We start from the raw sequence: 23,070 nt of genomic DNA on the forward strand, positions 1-23,070 counted from the left end.
GAGGAGGTGCCTTTTCAATGGTGCGAGACAATCCATTAATTGTCGTCGTTCAGTCCTGCATTCAACAGTGCTGCCAGATCTTGTGAGGCTTGCTCAGCATCAATCTGTGGTGCAACAGGCTGTTCAGGCTCAGCACGTTTGGCTTGACGATCTTTATGATACGCGAAACCAGTACCGGCTGGGATCAAACGACCCACAATCACGTTCTCTTTCAGACCACGTAAGTCATCACGTTTACCCGCTACAGCTGCTTCTGTCAGCACGCGCGTGGTTTCCTGGAACGATGCCGCTGAGATGAATGACTCAGTCGCCAACGAGGCTTTAGTGATACCCAGCAGGTCACGACCATAGGTCGCTGGACGCTTGCCTTCCGCTTCAAGTTCACGGTTAGCAATAGTCACACGAGAGTATTCCACTTGCTCGCCTTCCAAGAAGTCGGTATCACCTGCAGACTTAATGGTCACCTTACGCAGCATCTGACGCACGATGGTCTCGATGTGCTTATCGTTGATCTTAACGCCTTGCAAACGGTAAACGTCTTGAACTTCGTTGGTGATGTACTCAGCCACTGCGTGAACACCACGCAGACGCAAGATGTCGTGTGGTGATTCTGGACCATCAGCGATCACATCACCTTTCTCGACTTTTTCACCTTCGAATACGTTGAGCTGACGCCATTTTGGAATCATCTCTTCGTAGGCTTGGCCTTCTTCTGGGGTGATGATCAGACGACGTTTACCTTTGGTTTCTTTACCGAAGGAAACAGTACCTGTGATCTCCGCCAAGATAGCTGGCTCTTTTGGCTTACGCGCTTCGAACAGGTCAGCAACACGTGGCAGACCACCGGTGATATCCTTGGTACCGCCGCTTTCTTGCGGGATACGCGCCAAGGTGTCACCAATGCCAACGTTCGCGCCGTCATCAAGCTGAACAATTGCGTTACCCGGCAAGAAGTATTGAACCGGCATATCAGTGCCTGGGATCATCATGTCATTGCCTTGCGCATCAACCAGTTTCACTGCAGGACGCTTATCTTTACCGGATGATGGGCGCTCAGAAGCATCCATTACCACGATAGAAGACAGACCAGTCAGTTCATCAGTTTGACGCTGCATGGTGACGCCATCAATCATGTCTACGAAGCGAACGCTACCTTCTACTTCGGTGATGATTGGCATGGTGTGCGGATCCCAGTTAGCAACAACGTCGCCAGCTTCAACCGCTTCACCATCTTTCTTGCTCAGCAAGGCACCGTAAGGCACTTTGTAGCTTTCTTTCGTACGACCGAACTCATCAACAATGGTCATCTCTGACGCACGCGAGGTAATCACTAGCTTACCGTCGCTATTGGTCACGGATTTCACATTGTGCAGGTGCATAGAACCTTTGTTCTTCACCTGGATGTTGTTTTCTGCCGCCGCACGCGATGCCGCACCACCGATGTGGAACGTACGCATGGTCAGCTGTGTACCTGGCTCACCGATAGACTGTGCCGCGATAACGCCCACAGACTCACCGTGGTTCACCAAGTGACCACGTGCCAAATCACGACCGTAACAGTGTGCACAACAACCGAAATCAGTTTCACAAGTTACGACAGAGCGTACTTTTACCTTATCGACAGAGTGCTGCTCAAGAATGTCACACCACTTCTCATCCAACAGGGTGTTACGTGGTGCAAGCACCTCGTCAGTACCCGGCTTCAGTACGTCTTCAGCGACGACACGACCCAGCACACGCTCACGCAGTGCTTCTTTCACGTCACCGCCTTCGATAACCGCCATCATGTGGATACCGCCTTCGGTGCCACAATCGGTTTCGGTCACGACCACGTCTTGGGCTACGTCAACCAGACGACGAGTCAGGTAACCTGAGTTCGCTGTCTTCAATGCGGTATCTGCAAGACCCTTACGCGCACCGTGCGTAGAGATAAAGTACTGAAGAACGTTCAGGCCTTCACGGAAGTTCGCCGTGATTGGCGTTTCGATGATAGAGCCATCTGGCTTCGCCATCAGACCACGCATACCGGCTAGCTGACGAATCTGTGCAGCAGAACCACGTGCGCCTGAGTCGGCCATCATGTAAACACTGTTGAACGACTTCTGGGTTTCTTCTTCGCCGTCACGGTTAATCACTGTCTCGTTAGACAGGTTATCCATCATGGCTTTTGCAACTTGTTCGTTCGCTGCAGCCCAGATATCGATCACTTTGTTGTAACGTTCGCCCGCGGTAACCAGACCAGATTGGAACTGCTCTTGGATTTCCGCAACTTCTGCTTCTGCTGCTTCGATCAAGTCGTACTTGGCTTGTGGGATCACCATATCGTCGATACCGACAGAGGTGCCCGACAGTGCCGCGTAGGCAAAACCGGTGTACATGATTTGGTCAGCAAAAATAACGGTGTCTTTCAGACCCAGCTTACGGTAACAGGTGTTGAGCAAGTTAGAGATTTGCTTTTTACCCAACGGCTGGTTAACCAAGTCAAATGACAGGCCTTCCGGCACGATGGTCCACAGCATGGCACGACCGACGGTGGTATCAACCAGTGATACTTTCTCGGTACGAGCGCCCATCTCATCGATATCAACTTGCTTGATACGCACTTTTACACGCGTATGCAGTTCAGCATGGCCTGTGCGGTAAACCTTTTCGGCTTCGCCTGGGCCTGCCAAGTACATGCCTTCGCCTTTGCCGTTCACCTTCTCACGGGTCATGTAGTAAAGACCCAGTACCACGTCCTGAGACGGTACGATGATAGGATCACCGGATGCTGGCGATAGGATGTTGTTGGTCGACATCATCAACGCACGCGCTTCGAGCTGGGCTTCCAGCGTCAGCGGTACGTGAACAGCCATCTGGTCACCATCGAAGTCGGCGTTATAGGCCGCACACACCAATGGGTGTAGCTGAATCGCTTTACCTTCGATAAGCACAGGTTCAAACGCTTGGATACCCAAACGGTGAAGTGTTGGTGCACGGTTTAGCAGGACAGGGTGTTCACGGATGACTTCATCCAAGATATCCCATACTACAGCTTCTTCGCGCTCAACCATCTTCTTGGCGGCTTTGATGGTGGTCGCGAGACCACGAGTCTCAAGCTTGCCGTAGATAAACGGTTTAAATAGCTCTAGTGCCATTTTCTTTGGCAGACCACACTGATGCAGACGCAAGTATGGACCTACGGTGATTACCGAACGGCCAGAGTAGTCAACACGTTTACCCAGCAGGTTCTGACGGAAACGACCCTGCTTACCTTTGATCATGTCAGCCAGCGATTTAAGCGGACGCTTGTTCGAGCCAGTGATGGCACGACCACGACGACCGTTATCAAGCAGGGCATCCACAGACTCTTGCAGCATGCGTTTTTCGTTACGCACGATGATGTCTGGTGCAGCAAGATCAAGCAGGCGCTTCAAACGGTTGTTACGGTTGATCACACGACGGTAAAGGTCGTTCAGATCCGAGGTCGCAAAACGACCACCGTCCAACGGTACCAATGGACGCAAGTCTGGCGGCAACACAGGCAGCACAGTCAGGATCATCCACTCAGGGTTGTTACCTGATTGCAAGAAGGCTTCCACCAGCTTCAAACGCTTAGTGATCTTCTTACGTTTGGTTTCAGAGTTGGTTTCTTCCAACTCTTCACGCATTTGCTCTGTCTCAACTGACAGATCCATGTTCGCCAGCAGTGCTTTCACTGCTTCTGCGCCCATGCGCGCATCAAATTCGTCGCCCCACTCTTCCAACGCGTCCAAGTACTGCTCTTCAGACAGCATCTGACCACGCTCAAGGTTGGTCATACCTGGCTCAATCACCACGTAGGATTCAAAGTAAAGCACACGCTCGATGTCACGTAGCGGCATGTCCATCAGCAAACCAATGCGTGATGGTAGCGACTTCAGGAACCAAATGTGGGCAACTGGTGAAGCCAGCTCAATGTGACCCATACGCTCACGGCGCACTTTGGTCTGAGTAACTTCAACGCCACATTTTTCACAAATGACGCCACGGTGCTTCAGGCGCTTGTATTTACCACAAAGACATTCGTAGTCTTTGACCGGGCCGAAGATACGTGCACAGAACAAACCGTCACGCTCAGGCTTAAAGGTACGGTAGTTGATGGTTTCTGGCTTTTTCACTTCACCAAACGACCATGAACGGATCATGTCTGGTGAGGCTAGACCGATTTTGATCGAATCAAATTCTTCGGTCTTATGCTGTGCTTTCAGAAACTTAAGTAAGTCTTTCACAATCGGCTCCTGTGAGGAGTTGACCCATAAAGGCGCTGACAGGCAGCGCCTTCATATTCTTACCGGAGAGAGTCAGCCAGCGGCTTACTCGTCTTCCAGCTCGATGTTGATACCCAACGAGCGGATTTCTTTCAGCAATACGTTGAAAGATTCCGGCATGCCCGGCTCCATACGATGGTCGCCATCCACGATGTTCTTATACATCTTGGTACGGCCATTAACGTCATCCGACTTCACGGTGAGCATTTCTTGTAGGGTATAGGCAGCACCGTATGCTTCCAGTGCCCATACTTCCATCTCACCGAATCGCTGACCACCGAACTGTGCCTTACCACCCAGCGGCTGCTGAGTTACAAGGCTGTACGAGCCAGTTGAACGGGCGTGCATCTTGTCATCAACCAAGTGGTTCAGTTTCAGCATGTACATGTAACCCACGGTTACTGGACGCTCAAACTTCTCACCCGTGCGGCCATCATAAAGCGCTAGCTGACCTGACTCTGGCAGATCACCCAGTTTGAGTAGCTCTTTGATCAACGGCTCTGGTGCACCGTCAAAGACAGGCGATGCCGTTGGAAGACCATCACGCAGGTTGTTCACCAAGGTGCGTACTTCGTCGTCAGTCAGTTTACTAATGTCCACTTTCTGACGGGTATCGCCCAGACTATAGACCTTCTGCAGGAACTCGCGGAATTTCGCCAGTTCTTGCTGCTCTTTGAGCATGCGGTTGATCTTATCACCGATACCTTTCGCCGCCAGACCCATGTGTGTTTCTAGGATCTGACCGATGTTCATACGTGAAGGTACACCCAGCGGGTTAAGAACCAGATCCACAGGAACACCGTTTTCGTCGTAAGGCATGTCTTCAACTGGGTTAATCTTCGAGATTACACCTTTGTTACCGTGACGACCGGCCATCTTGTCACCTGGCTGGATGCGACGTTTAACGGCCAAGTAGACTTTAACGATTTTCAGTACGCCAGGAGCCAAATCATCACCTTGAGTGATCTTACGGCGCTTGGTTTCGAACTTCTTATCGAACTCGGCTTTAATTTCGTCGTATTGCTCAGCCAGCTGCTCTAGCTGGGTTTGCTGTGCTTCATCATCCAGTGTTTGTGTCAACATGGTCTTACGATCCATGCCGTCTAACTGGTTGTCGGTATAACCGGCTTGAGAAAGCAGTGAACGAACACGCGCTAGCAGACCACCTTCAAGGATAGAGAACTCCTCGGTCAGGTCTTTCTTCGCTTCTTTCAGCTGCATCTCTTCGATTTCGAGTGCACGCTTGTCTTTCTCTACGCCATCGCGAGTAAAGACTTGTACATCGATAACCGTACCTGATACACCGTTCGGCACACGCAGTGACGAGTCTTTCACGTCAGAGGCTTTTTCGCCGAAGATTGCACGCAGCAGTTTCTCTTCTGGTGTCAGTTGCGTTTCGCCTTTTGGCGTCACTTTACCAACCATGATATCGCCGCCTTTCACTTCGGCACCGATATACACAACCCCTGACTCATCCAGTTTCGATAGCGCTGCTTCACCCACGTTTGGAATGTCCGCGGTGATTTCTTCGCTGCCCAACTTGGTATCACGCGCCACACAAGAAAGCTCTTGAATGTGGATAGTGGTTAAACGGTCTTCCTGCGCGACGCGCTCAGAAATAAGGATGGAATCCTCAAAGTTATAACCGTTCCATGGCATGAACGCGATACGCATGTTCTGACCCAGTGCTAGCTCGCCCAAGTCAGTCGATGGGCCGTCAGCCAGTACGTCACCTTTTGCCACTTGGTGGCCCGGCATCACAGTTGGACGCTGGTTAATACAGGTGTTCTGGTTAGAACGGGTGTACTTAGTCAGGTTGTAGATGTCGATACCCGCTTCACCAGGTACCAGCTCATCTTCATTCACTTTCAGTACGATGCGCGAAGCATCAACTGACTGGATGATACCGCCACGTTTCGCAACCGCGGTAACACCTGAGTCAACCGCCACATTGCGCTCGATACCCGTACCAACCAGCGGCTTTTGCGCACGCAATGTTGGAACGGCCTGACGTTGCATGTTCGCACCCATCAAGGCACGGTTCGCATCGTCATGCTCAAGGAATGGGATCAGAGAGGCTGCCACCGATACAACCTGGTTGGTTGCAACGTCCATGTACTGAACATGGTCACGTGGGTGCAGACCTGATTCCCCTTTCTCACGCGCAGTGATCAGTTCATCAGTGAACGAGCCATCTTCGTTCAGCGCGGCGTTCGCCTGCGCAATCACGTAGTGACCTTCTTCAATCGCTGACAAGTAATCGATTTGATCGGTCACTTTACCGTCAACCACTTTACGGTATGGGGTTTCCAAGAAGCCGTAAGCGTTACAACGCGCAAACGCTGACAGTGAGTTAATCAGACCGATGTTCGGACCTTCAGGAGTTTCGATCGGACAGAGACGACCGTAGTGCGTCGCGTGTACGTCTCGAACTTCAAAGCCGGCGCGCTCACGCGTCAAACCACCTGGACCCAATGCAGAGATACGACGTTTGTGCGTCACCTCAGACAACGGGTTGTTTTGGTCCATAAATTGTGACAACTGAGATGAACCAAAGAACTCTTTCACCGCGGCCGAAATTGGCTTAGCGTTGATCAGGTCTTGTGGCATCACATTGTCAAGGTCACCCAGGCTCAGGCGCTCTTTAACCGCACGCTCAACACGTACCAAACCAACACGGAATTGGTTCTCGGCCATTTCGCCAACCGAACGAATACGACGGTTACCTAGGTGGTCGATGTCGTCCACTTCACCGATACCGTTACGGATATCGATCAGTTTACGCATCACTTCAATGATGTCTTCTTTGCTCAGTACGCCAGGACCGGTTAGTTCATCACGCCCTAATGAGCTGTTGAACTTCATACGGCCCACCGCTGATAGATCGTAACGATCTTCAGAGAAGAAGAGGCTTTCGAACAGTTGTTCTGCCGCTTCTTTTGTTGGTGGCTCGCCTGGGCGCATCATGCGATAGATTTCAACCAACGCAGTCAAACGATCCGTGGTGTTGTCGATACGCAAGGTATCTGACATGTACGGACCATGATCTAAGTCGTTGGTGAACAGGGTTTCGATTTTCTTGTGACCCGCTTGCGACAATTGCGCCAGTGTCTCCAGGCTTAACTCTTGGTTAGCCGAGACAATCACTTCGCCTGTGTCTTGGTTAACGTAATCACGTGCAGAAATCTTGCCTGCGATGTACTCAACCGGCACTTCGATGTGATCGACGTTATCTTTCGCCAACTGACGGATGTGGCGAGCGGTAATACGGCGACCCTGTTCAACATAAACGGTGCCGTTGGCTTCAATGTCAAAGCTGGCTGTTTCGCCACGTAGACGATCAGGCACCAGTTCCATGACTAGCGCTTTACCTTTGACTTCAAAGACAACTTTATCGAAGAACAGATCCAGGATCTCTTCCGTTGTATATTCCAGCGCACGCAGAATAATCGATGCAGGCAGCTTACGACGACGGTCGATACGAACGTAAACGATATCCTTAGGATCAAATTCGAAATCCAACCATGAACCACGGTATGGGATCACGCGTGCGTTATATAGCACTTTTCCTGAGGAATGGGTTTTACCCTTATCGCTGTCGAAAAAGACGCCCGGACTACGGTGCAGCTGGGATACGATAACCCTCTCAGTACCATTGATGACAAAGGTACCATTTTCAGTCATGAGCGGAATTTCGCCCATATAGACTTCTTGTTCTTTGATGTCTTTAACGGTACCAGCCGGGGCATCTTTATCAAACATCACCAAGCGCAGTTTCACGCGTAGTGGTGCCGAATAGGTTACGCCGCGAATTTGGCATTCTTTGACATCGAAAACTGGCTCACCGAGACGATAGCTAACGTATTGCAGCTCGGAATTGCCGTTGTAGCTCTGAATTGGAAAGACAGAGCGAAAGGCAGCTTCAAGACCGTATTGCCCTTCTGGATCCTGCTCGATAAACTTCTCAAAAGATTCAAGCTGGATCGACAGCAAGTATGGCACGTCCAGAACTTGAGGACGCTTACCAAAATCCTTACGGATACGCTTTTTCTCGGTATAAGAGTAAACCATAGGGTTCCTCAGCTCGCTGATAAGTGACCCAAACTGTCCAGTACAAGGGACAGTGACTAAACAACCACCGTTTAGTGTAGGAAAATCAAAGCGCTTGCTTTGATTTTTTTTGCATGGTCAGCAGTGATAAAACGGGGTGGAAATTTCACTACCGCCCTACAGCGCAAAAAGGCCGGTGGCTATTTAGCCACCAGCCAATGCCCTTTCAGGCTAAGAAATTAAGTATAAATTACTTAACTTCAACAGAAGCACCAGCTTCTTCTAGCTGAGCTTTAAGCGCTTCAGCTTCTTCTTTCTCAACACCTTCTTTCAGAGGTGCAGGAGCGCCGTCAACCAGAGCTTTCGCTTCTTTCAGGCCTAGACCAGTTGCGCCACGAACCGCTTTGATAACTGCTACTTTGTTAGCACCAGCTTCTTTCAGGATTACGTCAAATTCGGTTTGCTCTTCAGCAGCACCGCCTTCAGCAGCACCACCAGCAACAACTGCTGCTGCAGCTGATACGCCGAATTTTTCTTCCATTGCTTCGATTAGCTCAACAACTTGCATTACAGACATGTCTGCAATTGCGTCTAGGATTTGCTCGTTAGTGATAGACATAACAATTCTCTTTAAAGTCAACAATAATTAGATTAAGCAACCAATGTAAAAGGGCAATTACGCCGCTTCTTTTTGGTCGCGAACAGCGGCAATAGTACGAACCAGCTTGCCTGCAGATGCTTCTTTCAGACCCATCATCAGGCGTGCAATTGCTTCGTCGTACGTTGGCAGTGTTGCCAATACCTCTGGGTCAGTGATCGCACCTTCGAATGCAGCAGACTTGATCTCAAACTCTTTGTTCTCTTTTGCGAAGTCTTTGAAAAGACGCGCAGCGGCACCAGGGTGCTCGTTAGAAAACGCAATCAGAGTTGGACCAACGAAAGTGTCTTTTAGACACTCGTAGTCAGTGCCTTCAACTGCACGGCGAGCCAGTGTATTACGAACAACTTTCATGAAAACGCCCGCTTCACGCGCTTGTTTACGTAGAGAAGTCATCGCATCCACGGTTACACCGCGAGAATCAGCAACTACTGCAGACAGGGCACCACTGGCAGCTTCGTTGACTTCAGCAACAATTGCTTTTTTGTCTTGAAGGTTTAAAGCCATTTGGATTTGCTCCTGGATTGTTTAACACCACTCTCTACAGCTTTGCAGAGAGAGCTTGTACGGTGCAGATCCAAGAAAGACGAGAAATCTATCATGTTCTGGCACCGTCTACGTAGGAAATATTAAGTTCGTAATGAACGCCTACGGTCTTGGACGAAGTCTGTTAAACAGACTCAGCCATAAAATTGTGAAGCGAGAGAGTATAAACTACTCACTCGCTTCTGGCAATTAGCTTGCGCTGGTTTCCAGAGTGTTCTGGTCCAGAGCAACACCTGCGCCCATGGTGGTAGACAGGCTAACTTTCTTAATGAAAGTACCTTTTGCTGAAGTTGGCTTCGCCTTCTTCAGAGCAACCAACAGCGCTTCCAGGTTTTCTTTCAGGCTGTTCGCGTCAAAGTCTACTTTACCGATGGTGGTGTGAACGATGCCGTTCTTGTCGTTACGGTAACGAACCTGACCTGCTTTCGCGTTCTTAACCGCTTCAGCAACGTTAGGCGTTACAGTACCCACTTTCGGGTTTGGCATCAGGCCGCGAGGACCTAGGATAGTACCCAATTGGCCAACAACGCGCATAGCGTCTGGTGAAGCGACAACGACGTCAAAGTTCATTTCGCCTTTCTTCACTTGCTCAGCCAGATCTTCCATACCAACGATGTCGGCACCCGCTTCTTTCGCGGCTTCAGCGTTCGCACCTTGTGTGAACACAGCAACACGGATATCACGGCCAGTACCGTGTGGCAGTACAGTTGCGCCACGAACGTTCTGGTCTGATTTACGTGCATCGATGCCAAGGTTGACAGCAACGTCAACGCTTTCAACAAATTTAGCAGTCGCCAGTTCCTTCAGTAGAGCAACGGCTTCGTTGATGTCGTACTCTTTGGTCACATCAACTTTTTCGCGGATTACGCGCATGCGCTTAGTCATTTTAGCCATTGTCTTAACCCTCTACGTTCAGGCCCATTGAACGGGCAGTACCCGCAATAGAGCGTTTCATCGCTTCGATGTCCGCACCGGTCATGTCTGCCGCTTTGGTTTCTGCGATCTCTTGGATCTGAGCGTCAGTGACGGTACCCACTTTTTCAGTGTTTGGACGACCTGAACCAGACTTAACGCCTGCTGCTTTCTTAAGAAGAACTGCCGCTGGCGGAGTCTTAGTAACGAAAGTGAAAGAACGATCGTTGTATACAGTGATAACAACAGGAATCGGCAGACCTTTCTCGATAGATTCGGTCTTCGCGTTAAACGCTTTACAGAATTCCATGATGTTCACACCGTGTTGACCTAGAGCAGGACCAACCGGTGGCGATGGGTTAGCTGCACCCGCTGCAACTTGCAGCTTGATGTAAGCTTCTACTTTCTTTGCCATTATTCAATTACCTAATTTTGGGTACTAACGTCTACCTGACGATAGACTCCCCGTTTAACAAAAGGGCGCGAAATTATAGTCAAATTTCGCGCCCTTGCCAACCGTTGATGATGCTTTTTTGATCAGGTTTTTTCTACCTGGCCAAACTCAAGCTCAACTGGGGTTGCACGGCCAAAGATAGACACAGACACCTTAAGGCGGTTCTTGTCATAGTCCACTTCTTCAACCACACCGTTAAAGTCTGCAAATGGTCCTTCCGTCACGCGAACCACTTCACCAGCCTCAAAGACGGTTTTGTGTACGGGTGACTCACTCGCTTTTTCAAGACGGTTGAGAATCGCATCGGCTTCTTTGTCTGAAATCGGCGCAGGACGATCTGAGGTGCCACCGATGAAGCCCATTACACGAGGAACACTGCGTACCAAGTGCCAAGATTCATCGTTCATCACCATTTGTACTAGCACGTAGCCTGGGAAGAATTTGCGCTCACTTTTACGGCGCTGGCCTTGACGCATTTCAACCACTTCTTCGGTTGGCACCAAGACTTCACCAAAGTGATCTTCCATTTCGTGCATTTTGATATGTTCACGCAATGACTGCGCAACACGGCTTTCAAAACCAGAGAAAGCCTGAACCACATACCAACGTTTTTTGGGAGCTTCGCTCATGTACTTTTACCTCACACGCCAGTGATTAGGCGGACTAGACGGACCATAATCCCGTCAACGCCCCACAGGATGAGCGCCATAACGACAGTAACAGCCAGAACGATGAGAGTGGTTTGTAAGGTCTCTTGACGCGTAGGCCATACAACTTTACGCACTTCCATACGCGATTCGCGTGCAAACGTGATCGCAGCTTTTCCTTTCATCGTGAGTGCAGCAATACCACCAGCAGCGGCAACTAACACCACTACAGCAGCAGCTCGCACTACCACAGACACGTCACTGTACAGGCTATTCCCTACCACGGCTGCGGCCAACAGGACAAAAACAACACCCCATTTAAGGATGTCCATCGAACCGGATTGGGTCTCAGCGTTCGCTTTCATACATTCTACCTGTAACAAGTCTACATAGACGGCAATGTCTTTGCAGCCAAAACACCATAATGCCTTGGCAATGACACGCGGTGCTCGTATTTATCACACCTAAGGGTGTCAATACGAGCACCAACACGCTGCATTTGTTCACTAAAACTGGGCAAAATAGCAACAATATAAGTGTCAAACGCAGAAAAAGGGCATCAAATGATGCCCTTTTTACTAGTGTTTCGTCAAATCATTATTCAACGATGTTGGCAACAACACCAGCGCCTACGGTACGGCCACCTTCACGGATAGCGAAACGTAGACCTTCGTCCATCGCGATTGGCGCGATCAGGGTAACAACCATCTTGATGTTGTCACCAGGCATTACCATCTCAACGCCTTCTGGCAGTTCGATAGTACCGGTCACGTCAGTTGTACGGAAGTAGAACTGTGGACGGTAGCCTTTGAAGAACGGAGTATGACGGCCGCCTTCGTCTTTAGACAGTACGTATACTTCTGACTCGAACTTGGTGTGCGGGGTGATTGAACCAGGCTTCGCCAGTACTTGACCACGCTCAACTTCGTCACGCTTAGTACCACGCAGAAGAACACCAACGTTCTCACCAGCACGGCCTTCGTCTAGAAGCTTACGGAACATTTCAACACCAGTACAAGTGGTCTTGGTGGTGTCTTTCATGCCCACGATTTCTACTTCGTCACCAACGGTGATGATGCCTTGCTCAACACGACCAGTTACTACAGTACCACGGCCTTGGATTGAGAATACGTCTTCGATTGGCAGGATGAACGGCTTGTCGATCGCACGCTCTGGCTCTGGGATGTAAGAATCCAGTGCTTCCGCTAGCTCAACAATCTTCTGTTCCCACTGCTCTTCACCGTTCAGAGCACCTAGTGCTGAACCTTGGATTACTGGGCAGTCGTCACCTGGGAAGTCATACTCTGAAAGCAGCTCACGTACTTCCATTTCAACTAGCTCAAGCAGCTCTTCATCATCAACCATGTCACATTTGTTCATGAATACGATGATGTATGGGATACCTACCTGACGGCCTAGCAGGATGTGCTCACGAGTCTGTGGCATTGGGCCATCAGTCGCTGCTACTACTAGGATACCACCGTCCATTTGCGCTGCACCGGTGATCATGTTTTTCACGTAGTCGGCGTGCCCTGGGCAGTCAACGTGCGCGTAGTGGCGAGTTGGCGTATCGTATTCTACGTGCGAAGTCGCGATGGTGATACCACGCTCACGCTCTTCTGGTGCGTTATCGATTGATGCGAAGTCACGCGCTGCACCACCGTGTACTTTTGCAAGTACAGTACAGATAGCGGCAGTCAGAGTAGTTTTACCGTGGTCAACGTGGCCGATAGTACCAACGTTAACGTGCGGTTTCGTACGTTCAAATTTTTCTTTAGACATGACAGTCCCTCTAAGCACGGTATTTCGGTGGCATTACGACCACACAACCAACAATTAGGTTTGTTGAGTATATATCAAACGGCTTGAAGTTACCTTGGAGAGGATGGTGCTGATAGGCAGATTTGAACTGCCGACCTCACCCTTACCAAGGGTGCGCTCTACCGACTGAGCTATATCAGCACTCTAAAAAGAGTGGAGCGGGCAGCGGGAATCGAACCCGCATCATCAGCTTGGAAGGCTGAGGTAATAGCCATTATACGATGCCCGCAATCGTTTCTCGTAGAGCTATTCAAACAATTTGAAAATGGTGGTGGGAGAAGGATTCGAACCTTCGAAGGCTGAGCCGTCAGATTTACAGTCTGATCCCTTTGACCGCTCGGGAATCCCACCTAATTTTGGTGCCGGCTGCCGGAATCGAACTGGCGACCTACTGATTACAAGTCAGTTGCTCTACCAACTGAGCTAAGCCGGCGACAAGTGCTGCGCATTCTATGCGATGAAATGGGGCCTTGCAATAGGAAAAATCAAAAAAACAGGTGATTTTTTCGCCTGTTGCACAATTTAGGGCTTAATTGTTGCTAAAATAGCCAATCCTAAATAACAACAACGCGGACCACTACTTTTCCTGATACGCAGATTGCGGTATCGTCCACCTCTTTATTGGCTTAAGGCAAACGGACCATGAACGCAACGCTAACGCCTTATTTGTCGTTCGACCGTCAACAATGGGCTGAACTGAGGGATGCAGTGCCCATGACGCTCACCGAAGACGACATTGAACGCCTGCGAGGGCTAAACGAGCACCTCTCAATGGATGAGGTGAGAGATGTTTACTTGCCTCTGTCACGACTACTCAATCTGTATATCAAGTCGCGCAAGAGTCGCACTGAGGTGCTCGACGAGTTTTTGACTCAGCCTGCCTCCAATCATGTCCCTTATATTATTGGGATTGCAGGCAGTGTCGCGGTCGGTAAAAGTACCACTGCACGTTTATTAAAAACCCTACTGACTCGCTGGCCCGATCACCCCAAGGTAGCCTTAGTGACTACCGACGGTTTTTTGTATTCCAACGCGGAGTTGGAAGCGCGTGGATTGATGAAACGAAAAGGCTTTCCTCAATCATATAACATGCGCAAATTGGTGGAGTTTGTGGCAGATGTAAAATCCGGTAAAGCCTGTGTGGAAGCGCCGATATACTCACATTTGGTGTATGACATCACTGGTGAAGTGCAGAAAGTCGAAAAGCCAGATATTTTGATCCTAGAGGGATTGAACGTTTTACAGAGTGGGATGGATTACCCACATGATCCTCATCATGTGTTTATTTCAGATTTTCTCGACTTCTCTATTTATGTTGACGCTGAACCGGCATTACTCAAGCACTGGTATATCGAGCGATTTATGAAATTCCGTCGCGGCGCCTTTTTAGACCCAGATGCGTATTTTCATCACTACACGCGTCTATCGGTTGCCGAGGCCAAAGATACCGCCGCGAGTATTTGGGATGAAATCAACGGGCGGAACTTAATGGAAAACATTCTTCCTACCCGAGAGAGAGCCAGCTTGATCTTAGAGAAAGGCGCTAATCATTCGGTCCAGCGCATTCGCGTACGTAAGTAACTGTTAGTCATCACGCCTTAGTGAAATTTCTCCCCCTAAATAGGGTGTGATGACACCATCCACGTCCAGTAACAACGCACCGTGTTCATCAATCCCACGCTCAATACCGCGAACTTCGCGATCCCCCATCAAGAGTTTCACGGGGCGCCCTTTGAAGTTATCTAATTGCTGCCAATCATCCATGATCCCCGCTAAGCCGGTTTTTTCATAATCGAGCAACGCGTCTTGTAAACGGCTTATCAATACACTGGCAAGCACGTTACGTGATGGCATCGGCTGACACGCATCGGCCAATCGTGCCCACGGCTGATCAATATGCTCGCTGACGTGCGGTCCCATACCAATATTCAGCCCCATCCCGATCACAAGATGTGCCGCATCACCGGTTTGCCCCGTCATTTCCACTAAGATGCCCGCAAGCTTTTTATCTTGATAATAGAGATCGTTCGGCCATTTTACTTTCACACCAGGCGCGCCCAGTTCATGCAACGCCTTGGTCATCGCCACACCCACCACAAGGCTCAACCCCATCGCAGCCGCCGGTCCCGCCTCAAGGCGCCAATACATAGATAGATACAGATTGCTCCCGAACGGTGATTGCCACACACGCCCTCGCCGACCGCGTCCTTGCTGTTGATACTCAGCCAAACACACACTACCTGACGTCAGTTGTCCAACACGCTCCATCAAGTGCTGGTTGGTAGAGTCAATGACTGGGATAACGGATAAGGCAGGCACATCAGTGTGATCACTTAGCCAAGCTTCATCGAGCAACTCAATCGGTTGCGATAAGCAATAGCCTTTACCTTGCACACGGTAAATATCTAGCCCCCATGACTGCAACACTTTAATGTGTTTGCTGATAGCCGCCCGGCTCATGCCCAACGCGTCTCCTAGCATTTCGCCTGAGTGGAATTCACCGTCGGATAAACGGCCGATAAGGGCTAACCTTGCGCTATGTGTACGGCTCATTGCGCCTCCAAGGTGGTTTCACCCTGTGCGCCCATAAAGCGCACCTCATGGTGTAAGGTGACACCAAACCGCGCCTGTACGTCATTGACCACGCGTTTTGCAAGTTGGACGACGTCTTCGCTAGTCGCATGATCAGCGTTAGTCAGCACTAATGCTTGCTTAGGATGGACACGCGCACCGCCTTGTCTCGCTCCTTTTAAGCCACATTGGTCAATTAACCAGCCAGCTGCAAGCTTCGCTTTGCCCTCACCAGCCGGGTACATGGGCATCTCGGGATAACGAGTTTGCAAGGTTTGCGCATGCTGTGCATCCACCACTGGGTTTTTAAAGAAGCTCCCTGCATTACCGCATTCCCGTGGATCGGGGAGCTTAGCTTGGCGAATCGCACACACTGCATCAAAAATAGTTTGCGCGGACACCTGCTCACCATTGAGATCTGCCAGCGCTCCATATTTGAGCACTGGCTGCCACGCCTTCGCTAATCGAAATCCCACTTGCGTGATCACCCACCCCGTCATCGCGTCAGTTTTAAAAATGGAGTCGCGATACCCAAATTGGCAGGCTTCTCGCGTCAAGCGGCGTGTTTCCTGAGTACGTGGATTGACGATATCGACATAGGCGCAACGTTCGCAAAACTCGACACCATAAGCGCCAATGTTTTGAATCGGGGCCGCGCCCACACATCCCGGAATAAGGGCAAGATTTTCCAGCCCGGGCATGCCTTGCTCAATCGTCCAAGCAACCAGTTGGTGCCAAGACTGGCCGGCGCCCACATGCAGAAGATAGTCGTGCGGCGTTTCCTCTACCTCAAGACCAGACAAGCGGTTTAGCACCACCACACCCGCGTAATCTTCACAAAACAGCAGATTACTGCCTTCCCCAACGATCAACTTGGGTAAGCTTGCATAGTCTGGATGCTGCCAAATGGCGTATAAGTCAGCAATGCTATGCGCTTCAACCACCGCATAAGCGCGTGCTGGTAAACCAAATGTATGATGGGGTGTCAAAGACACATCAGATAACCACTTCATGAATGCATTACGCTGTCAGGAAACTCAGTGATAGGTATACTACCTGTCCTGCTCGTATTGCGCACCTATTGGACTATGGATAATTATCGTATTCACCCGCTGGAGCCATTGCGTTTTCCATTGCTGGCTCGGCTTTATAAAACTCACTACCCACCGGGAAAGCCCAAAAAAGATGAAATAATTTGGGTGATTGATGGTCCAAATGGCTTGTGTGGCGCAGTGCGTTTTCAGCAACGGCCAACCTATCAGCTATTAACCGGCATGCTCATTAGCCCAGCGCTGCGAGGAACGGGGTTGAGTGATCGTTTACTGACCGACGTCCAAGAGACGATCGCGACAAAGCCGTGTTTCTGCCTTGCCTTTCGCCATCTCACTGGGCTTTACGCGCGCCACGGTTTTGATGTGGTCGAACGCGAGGCGCTACCCGAGGGTCTCGCTACCCGATTTGACAGTTATTGTCACGCCGGCAAAGACTTGGTTGCGATGGCGTATCAGGGGAAAGCGTGATGATAATGGCAAAGCCTAGGATCAGAGATCCGTTGCTTGCCACGATTTCTGGTACAATTCAGGGTTTAGCATCAAACCGCTCGACTCTGGCCGTCGAACAACATGAGGTAACAATGGATTCAGCTAACGCAAATCGGCAGCTAATTGATCGCCTGCCCACCATTGCGCACCAGCCAGAACATCTCGAAACGTTATTAGACGCAGTTTCTTTTAGAGAACGGCTGCTTAGCGAAATTAAAAACGCCAAATCACGTATCTATCTGGTTGCCCTGTATCTACAAGATGATGAGGCCGGACGTAGCGTACTCGACGCTTTGTATGAGGCGAAACAAGCGAACCCCGAGCTCGACATCAAAGTACTGGTTGATTGGCACCGTGCACAACGGGGGCTAATTGGCGCCGAACAATCGGATGGCAATGCGGCCCTGTATCGTGCTTATGCCGAGCGCTACACCCACAAGATTGAAGTCTTGGGCGTCCCAGTGCGAAACCGCGAGGTCTTTGGAGTCTTGCACCTCAAAGGCTTTGTCTTTGATGACAAGGTTCTTTACAGCGGCGCCAGCCTCAATGATGTCTATCTGGCGCAGCACGACCGATACCGCTATGACCGCTATCATGTGCTGACCAATAAAAAGCTCGCCGATACCATGGCAGACTTTATCGTCAACACACTCACCGCCGACAGTGCCGTTAATTGTCTCGCCTCGCCAGACCGACCAAATAGTAAAGCACTTAAGCCCAGTATTCGTGAGTTTCGCGGCCAGCTACAACGTGCGAGCTATCGCTATGACGATGAGCCGATTGGTGAGCATCAGGTTGGGTTAACACCGATGGTCGGGCTGGGTAAACGTAAGAACAAACTCAACCGCTATATCTGTCATTTGATTGCCAGCGCGCATCAAGAGTTGGTGATTTGTACCCCCTACTTTAATCCGCCCCGTAGCGTGGTCCGAGAAATCCGTCGCGCGCTGCGCCGAGGCGTTACCGTCAGCATTATTGTCGGTGATAAAACCGCGAACGATTTTTACTCCCCCCCAGAGGCGCCGTTTAAGACTATCTCAGCGTTGCCCTATCTTTATGAAGTGAACTTGCGTAACTTTGCGCGCCGCAATGAAGCCGCCATCGCCAAACGCCAGTTGAACATTCATATTTGGAAGCATGACGATAACAGCTTCCACCTCAAGGGTATTTGGGTCGATCGCCAGTACATGTTGCTGACGGGGAATAACCTCAATCCACGCGCATGGAAATTAGATTTGGAAAACGCCATTCTTATCCACGATAAGCATCAACGCCTCGAAGCGCAAAAACAGCAAGAAGTGGATAAGATCCTCGAGCACACGCGCTTGGTCGGTAGCTACAAACATATCGATAAGATGGAAGATTATCCGTTACCGGTAAAACGGCTTTTAAAACGGATAAAACGCGTGCGCGCCGATCACTTGCTCAATCAAATTCTATAAAAGGAGCAGGCCATGCGTATCGCCAGAATCGCTGCTATTGATGTGGACCCTCAACGTACCTTTACACCCGACTGCCCAGACGAGTTACCGGTGCCCGAGGGAAATCAATTAGGATCGGCATTGAATGCCCAAGCCGCGCTCGCAGATGTGCGTGTCCTCACCAAGGACGCCCATCCCGCTAATGCGGTTTGGGTGGTTGACGATACTGCCGATATGCTCCAACCGCTATCGTATAAAAACGCGGATCTCACCTGGGTCAAACACGCGGTTCCCGGTACCAAAGGGTTCGAAACCATTGACGACTTACCTCCTGTCACCGAGTACGACTATGTGGTCTGGAAAGGGGTCGAACCCGACTTACATCCCTATGGTGCGTGCTTTCATGATATTGAAGAGAAGCTCAGTACCGGCTTAATCGAATGGCTGCACAGCCAAGAGGTAGAAACCGTCATTGTCGGTGGTTTGGCAACCGATTATTGCGTCAAAACCACCGCCATCCAGCTGAAAAAGCGCGGTCAATTTGACGTGATTGTGAACCTCGCCGCTTGCCGAGGGATTCACCCACAAACGGTCGCCGCCGCCTGTGATGAGATGCTGGATGTGGGCATCAAGTTAGTCGATAGTCAGTTGGCGTTGCGCTGTTTGGTCCCCCGTTAATTTGTATCGCAGCGGTAGAGAGTGCTCCCACTGCGATCACCCTCGCGCCTTGGGTGAAAACACCTGCTTAAACACTCCATTAAGTTTGAATCCTTAGACAGAAATGCACTTTGAATAACAAGAGTACTAGGCTTTTAGTTTGCTATCCCCTACTGTCCCATTAACTATTTTCACAATAAAAAATAAGTTTGGAGGATAGCATGCTCAAACCTACCGCTCTGGGTCTCCTGATCGGCGCTTCATTATCTAGCACCGCTTGGGCGATGCCTGCATCGCAGCTTGATGCACTCGGAAACGGGCTCGATGTGCAATACCAAGTCATTGATAATACGCAAGATGACTGGCGCTCTTTTACGGGCAACGTCGCCTTTACCAACCAAAGTACTCAGACACTGCCTAAAACGGGCTGGGCGATTTATTTCAGCCACATTCGCATGATCAAGTCGATCGACACCGATCAACTGAAAGTCTCACACGTCAATGGGGATCTCTTCAAACTCGAACCCACGGACAGCTTTGTTCCGCTCGCCCCCGGTGATCAATTAGTGGTCGGCTTTAATGCCTCTGACTGGCAAGTCGCCAAATCCGATATTATGCCGAATTGGTATTTAGCCTCCGACAATGAAGCGGGCACGCATACCGCGTTGATTACCAGCACCAGTAACCACAAAAATGGCCAAGTGCCCACCAAACCGGATGATGAGCTCACCTTTGTCGGTGACTTTGACGCTCCCTCACAGTGGAAGCGCTACGGTGGTGCACTGACCGACCATTATGACCCATTCACGGCCGAGCAGCGCTATGTACGCAATGCCGATTTGTCGTTGGTGGATACCCAAGGACACGTGCTTCCCACACCTGCCAGTCGCATTGAGAAAAATGGCTATATCACCCTCGATAGCGAGTGGACCGTGGTCTACGACAACGGCTATCAAGCACAAGCTCAATGGCTTGCCGATCAGCTTGGCATTTCAGCCACCGACTGGGCACCTACTAATCAAAAAGTTATTCATGTGGGGTGGGGAAAAGTCACCCTTAATGGAAGCGACCAGTGGCACGAAGCTTATCGCCTAGATGTACAACCTGAGCAGCAACGTATTGACATTGACGCCCCTGATCAAGCGGGTGCCCTGTACGCTGCACAAAGCCTGCTACAGCTCAAAACCGGTGACACACTCAAGGCGGTGACGCTAACCGATGCACCGCGCTTTGCTTACCGTGGTCTGTCTGTCGATGCGGCGCGAAACTTCCGCAGCAAAGAGGCGATCTTTAAGTTACTCGACCAAATGGCCGCACTGAAACTCAACAAGCTCCATTTACGTCTCAGTGATGATGAAGCATGGCGTATTGAGATCCCAGCCCTACCAGAACTGGCAGACATCGGTAGCAAACGCTGTCATGACTTGTCAGAAACCCGCTGCGTGTTGCCCTTCTTAGGCGCAGGGCCTGACGGCACAGAAGCATCCAATGGGTATTACACTACGGAAGACTATCAAGCGATTCTGCGTAAGGCAGAAGCACTCAATATCACTGTCATTCCAGAAGTAGATATGCCAGGTCACGCGCACGCGGCCATTAAAGCGATGGAAGCGCGTTACCACAAGTACATGGCACAAGGTGATGAAGCCAAAGCGAAAGAATATTTGCTCACGGACTTTGAAGACGACACCCAATACCTTTCTGTGCAAATGTTCACCGACAATGCGATGAATGTTTGTATGGAATCCAGTTATCGCTTCGTCGATACAGTAGTTGCGGCGCTCGTCGATGCGCATCGAGACATACAGCCGCTTGATACATTCCACTTTGGCGGAGATGAAATTGCCGGTGCTTGGAAAGAGTCGCCCGTCTGCCAAGCCTTTATTGCAGACAACGATGCAGGTGTGAACAGTGTTGACGATCTGAGTCAGTACTTTGTCGAACGTATTTCGCACATTACCCAACGTCATCAGCTCGATCTCGGTGGTTGGGAAGATGGCCTCATGCACAACAACAAGGTCTATCCACGTGCACAACTTGCCAATGAGCACGTCTATGGCAATGCGTGGCAAAATATCTGGGAGTGGGGCGTTGCCGATCGCGCCTATAATCTCGCCAACAATGGCTATGGGGTTATCTATAACCAAGCCACACACCTCTATTTTGACCACCCCTATGAGCCAGACCCAAGTGAGCGCGGCTATTATTGGGCACCCCGTTTTACCGACACCCGTAAGACGTTTAGCTTTATGCCCGATGATCTCTACGCTAACGCAGATGCAAAACGCAATGGTGCACCTATCACCAAACAAGAGGTACTAGACGCTGCCACCGTGAAAACTCTGACGCGTCCAGAAAATGTGCTCGGTTTACAGGCCTCTATTTGGAGTGAAACCATTCGCTCTGATGGCCAATTTGAATCAATGACTTTCCCTCGTCTCTTTGCCATGGCAGAGCGAGCTTGGCACCGCGCCGAGTGGGAAGCAAGCACTCAAACTGGGCAAGATGCGAATCAAACCAAGCGCAACATTGATTACAACCTCTTTGCTAATCAGTTAGCGAGTTACTGGTTCCCACAACTAGAGCAACAGGATGTTAGTTTCCGCTTACCGGTTCCGGGTGGGGTGATAGAAAGTGGTACATTGAAAGCGAACTCGCCATTCCCTGGACTCACCATTGAGTACTCAACCGATAATGGTGCAAGCTGGCAAACCTATGATGCGGCAAACGCTCCTCACGTCAGCGCCCCGGTACAGCTACGTACCATTTCAGGAGAACGCGTAAGCCGAGTCAGTAAAATTCAATAATCGAGCGATTACACCGCTTAGAAAAGACAAAGCCCTGTCGACAAGACGGGGCTTGTTATTAGATCTTGGGTAGGTAGAAAATGAAATGATATCTACTTAGCAGGCAGTCTAAAGCAAAGCGCACAGGGCTGATACACCCTCAAGATACAAAAAAGCCCCGACCATCAGGTCAGGGCTTGGTGTTTTCTCATCAAAGTCTTACGCATATCTGCTTTGATGCTTAAATTTTGTCTAATTAAAGACTTACATGTAGCTGCTTTAATTAGGTTATCTTATTTGATGCGATGAGGATGTTGAATCGAGACGCGCAGTGTATGCCAATACATGAGCATCGCAGATATCAACAGCATCGAGCTATCAATAAGGTAAGCAATTAAAGCCTGGCGATGTCCTACTCTCACATGGGGAGACCCCACACTACCATCGGCGCTGCTTCGTTTCACTACTGAGTTCGGCATGGAGTCAGGTGGGTCCAAAGCGCTATGGTCGCCAAGCAAAATCTTTAATCTAGAAAGCTGTTCGTTCTCGCCACAATCAACTGGCTTTATTTTAAGTCCAACCCAAAACCTCTTGGGTGTTGTATGGTTAAGCCTCACGGGCAATTAGTACAGGTTAGCTCAACGCCTCACAGCGCTTACACACCCTGCCTATCAACGTCGTAGTCTACGACAACCCTTTAGAAGCTCGAAGCTCTAA

Annotated in this window: 16 protein-coding genes, 4 tRNA genes and 2 rRNA genes; 5 read left to right on the forward strand and 17 right to left on the reverse strand. The window is 50.2% G+C overall.

Annotated elements, in window-relative coordinates:
- Window positions 1-35: 35 nt before the first annotated feature.
- The 13 genes from rpoC to BGK46_RS03135 form a co-directional block, all read right to left on the reverse strand.
- Window positions 36-4,250 carry a DNA-directed RNA polymerase subunit beta' gene (rpoC, locus tag BGK46_RS03075; RefSeq protein WP_069586997.1) on the reverse strand — a complete coding sequence of 1,405 codons (4,215 nt, stop codon included), beginning with the start codon at window positions 4,248-4,250 and terminating at the stop codon, window positions 36-38.
- A gap of 84 nt (window positions 4,251-4,334) precedes the next feature.
- On the reverse strand, window positions 4,335-8,360 hold the full coding sequence (gene rpoB / locus BGK46_RS03080; protein ID WP_069586998.1) for a DNA-directed RNA polymerase subunit beta: 4,026 nt from the start codon (window positions 8,358-8,360) through the stop codon (window positions 4,335-4,337).
- Window positions 8,361-8,589: 229 nt separating this feature from the next.
- Complete coding sequence (rplL, locus tag BGK46_RS03085) at window positions 8,590-8,958, reverse strand: 50S ribosomal protein L7/L12 (protein ID WP_069586999.1); 369 nt, start codon at window positions 8,956-8,958, stop codon at window positions 8,590-8,592.
- 57 nt (window positions 8,959-9,015) lie between these two features.
- Window positions 9,016-9,504, reverse strand: coding sequence for a 50S ribosomal protein L10 (gene rplJ, locus BGK46_RS03090; RefSeq protein WP_069587000.1), 489 nt, complete (start codon window positions 9,502-9,504; stop codon window positions 9,016-9,018).
- Window positions 9,505-9,732: 228 nt separating this feature from the next.
- Window positions 9,733-10,437 carry a 50S ribosomal protein L1 gene (rplA, locus tag BGK46_RS03095; protein WP_069587001.1) on the reverse strand — a complete coding sequence of 235 codons (705 nt, stop codon included), beginning with the start codon at window positions 10,435-10,437 and terminating at the stop codon, window positions 9,733-9,735.
- 4 nt (window positions 10,438-10,441) lie between these two features.
- Entirely contained in the window at window positions 10,442-10,870 is a 429-nt protein-coding gene (rplK, locus tag BGK46_RS03100) for a 50S ribosomal protein L11 (protein ID WP_069587002.1), read from the reverse strand.
- A 122-nt stretch (window positions 10,871-10,992) separates the two neighbouring features.
- Window positions 10,993-11,538 (reverse strand): transcription termination/antitermination protein NusG, encoded by a 546-nt coding sequence (nusG, locus tag BGK46_RS03105; RefSeq protein WP_069587003.1) that lies wholly within the window; start codon window positions 11,536-11,538, stop codon window positions 10,993-10,995.
- Window positions 11,539-11,549: 11 nt separating this feature from the next.
- The gene (gene secE / locus BGK46_RS03110) at window positions 11,550-11,921 is read right to left on the reverse strand and encodes a preprotein translocase subunit SecE (RefSeq protein WP_069587004.1); all 372 of its coding nucleotides are present in this window, start codon (window positions 11,919-11,921) and stop codon (window positions 11,550-11,552) included.
- Window positions 11,922-12,153: 232 nt separating this feature from the next.
- Window positions 12,154-13,338 (reverse strand): elongation factor Tu, encoded by a 1,185-nt coding sequence (gene tuf / locus BGK46_RS03115; RefSeq protein WP_069587005.1) that lies wholly within the window; start codon window positions 13,336-13,338, stop codon window positions 12,154-12,156.
- A 104-nt stretch (window positions 13,339-13,442) separates the two neighbouring features.
- A tRNA-Thr gene (locus tag BGK46_RS03120) sits at window positions 13,443-13,518 on the reverse strand.
- A 13-nt stretch (window positions 13,519-13,531) separates the two neighbouring features.
- Window positions 13,532-13,606, reverse strand: a tRNA-Gly gene (locus BGK46_RS03125).
- Between the two features lie 37 nt (window positions 13,607-13,643).
- Window positions 13,644-13,728, reverse strand: a tRNA-Tyr gene (locus BGK46_RS03130).
- A gap of 6 nt (window positions 13,729-13,734) precedes the next feature.
- A tRNA-Thr gene (locus BGK46_RS03135) sits at window positions 13,735-13,810 on the reverse strand.
- Between the two features lie 209 nt (window positions 13,811-14,019).
- Between BGK46_RS03135 and coaA the strand changes: the two genes are divergently transcribed.
- Window positions 14,020-14,958, forward strand: coding sequence for a type I pantothenate kinase (gene coaA, locus BGK46_RS03140; protein ID WP_069587006.1), 939 nt, complete (start codon window positions 14,020-14,022; stop codon window positions 14,956-14,958).
- A 3-nt stretch (window positions 14,959-14,961) separates the two neighbouring features.
- Here the strand turns inward: coaA and birA are convergent, their stop codons facing one another.
- A complete protein-coding gene (gene birA / locus BGK46_RS03145; RefSeq protein WP_069587007.1) occupies window positions 14,962-15,930 on the reverse strand; it encodes a bifunctional biotin--[acetyl-CoA-carboxylase] ligase/biotin operon repressor BirA in 969 nt (322 codons plus the stop codon).
- Complete coding sequence (gene murB / locus BGK46_RS03150) at window positions 15,927-16,961, reverse strand: UDP-N-acetylmuramate dehydrogenase (protein ID WP_069587008.1); 1,035 nt, start codon at window positions 16,959-16,961, stop codon at window positions 15,927-15,929. Before murB ends, birA begins: the two co-directional genes overlap by 4 nt.
- A gap of 27 nt (window positions 16,962-16,988) precedes the next feature.
- Between murB and BGK46_RS03155 the strand changes: the two genes are divergently transcribed.
- From BGK46_RS03155 to BGK46_RS03170, 4 genes are all read left to right on the forward strand, one after another.
- A complete protein-coding gene (locus BGK46_RS03155) occupies window positions 16,989-17,468 on the forward strand; it encodes a GNAT family N-acetyltransferase (protein WP_371440447.1) in 480 nt (159 codons plus the stop codon).
- 113 nt (window positions 17,469-17,581) lie between these two features.
- A complete protein-coding gene (gene pssA / locus BGK46_RS03160) occupies window positions 17,582-18,931 on the forward strand; it encodes a CDP-diacylglycerol--serine O-phosphatidyltransferase (RefSeq protein ID WP_069587010.1) in 1,350 nt (449 codons plus the stop codon).
- Window positions 18,932-18,943: 12 nt separating this feature from the next.
- Complete coding sequence (locus BGK46_RS03165) at window positions 18,944-19,588, forward strand: nicotinamidase (RefSeq protein WP_069587011.1); 645 nt, start codon at window positions 18,944-18,946, stop codon at window positions 19,586-19,588.
- A 200-nt stretch (window positions 19,589-19,788) separates the two neighbouring features.
- Window positions 19,789-22,374 (forward strand): family 20 glycosylhydrolase, encoded by a 2,586-nt coding sequence (locus BGK46_RS03170; protein WP_069587012.1) that lies wholly within the window; start codon window positions 19,789-19,791, stop codon window positions 22,372-22,374.
- 378 nt (window positions 22,375-22,752) lie between these two features.
- Here BGK46_RS03170 and rrf read toward each other — a convergent pair.
- Window positions 22,753-22,868: ribosomal RNA gene (gene rrf / locus BGK46_RS03175) — 5S ribosomal RNA — on the reverse strand.
- An 87-nt stretch (window positions 22,869-22,955) separates the two neighbouring features.
- Window positions 22,956-23,070 (reverse strand): 23S ribosomal RNA (locus BGK46_RS17705); the annotation flags it as partial.

The organism is Salinivibrio sp. SS2 (assembly GCF_001722075.1).
Taxonomy (GTDB): Bacteria; Pseudomonadota; Gammaproteobacteria; order Enterobacterales; family Vibrionaceae; genus Salinivibrio; species Salinivibrio proteolyticus.

What these genes read in the sequence shown, in the direction of transcription:
- rpoB (WP_069586998.1), bottom strand. Translation starts at nt 8,360, where the DNA reads ATGGTTTACTCTTATACCGAGAAAAAGCGTATCCGTAAGGATTTTGGT.
- rplL (WP_069586999.1), bottom strand. Translation starts at nt 8,958, where the DNA reads ATGTCTATCACTAACGAGCAAATCCTAGACGCAATTGCAGACATGTCT.
- rplJ (WP_069587000.1), bottom strand. Translation starts at nt 9,504, where the DNA reads ATGGCTTTAAACCTTCAAGACAAAAAAGCAATTGTTGCTGAAGTCAAC.
- rplA (WP_069587001.1), bottom strand. Translation starts at nt 10,437, where the DNA reads ATGGCTAAAATGACTAAGCGCATGCGCGTAATCCGCGAAAAAGTTGAT.
- rplK (WP_069587002.1), bottom strand. Translation starts at nt 10,870, where the DNA reads ATGGCAAAGAAAGTAGAAGCTTACATCAAGCTGCAAGTTGCAGCGGGT.
- nusG (WP_069587003.1), bottom strand. Translation starts at nt 11,538, where the DNA reads ATGAGCGAAGCTCCCAAAAAACGTTGGTATGTGGTTCAGGCTTTCTCT.
- secE (WP_069587004.1), bottom strand. Translation starts at nt 11,921, where the DNA reads ATGAAAGCGAACGCTGAGACCCAATCCGGTTCGATGGACATCCTTAAA.
- tuf (WP_069587005.1), bottom strand. Translation starts at nt 13,338, where the DNA reads ATGTCTAAAGAAAAATTTGAACGTACGAAACCGCACGTTAACGTTGGT.
- coaA (WP_069587006.1), top strand. Translation starts at nt 14,020, where the DNA reads ATGAACGCAACGCTAACGCCTTATTTGTCGTTCGACCGTCAACAATGG.
- birA (WP_069587007.1), bottom strand. Translation starts at nt 15,930, where the DNA reads ATGAGCCGTACACATAGCGCAAGGTTAGCCCTTATCGGCCGTTTATCC.
- murB (WP_069587008.1), bottom strand. Translation starts at nt 16,961, where the DNA reads ATGAAGTGGTTATCTGATGTGTCTTTGACACCCCATCATACATTTGGT.
- pssA (WP_069587010.1), top strand. Translation starts at nt 17,582, where the DNA reads ATGGATTCAGCTAACGCAAATCGGCAGCTAATTGATCGCCTGCCCACC.
- BGK46_RS03165 (WP_069587011.1), top strand. Translation starts at nt 18,944, where the DNA reads ATGCGTATCGCCAGAATCGCTGCTATTGATGTGGACCCTCAACGTACC.
- BGK46_RS03170 (WP_069587012.1), top strand. Translation starts at nt 19,789, where the DNA reads ATGCTCAAACCTACCGCTCTGGGTCTCCTGATCGGCGCTTCATTATCT.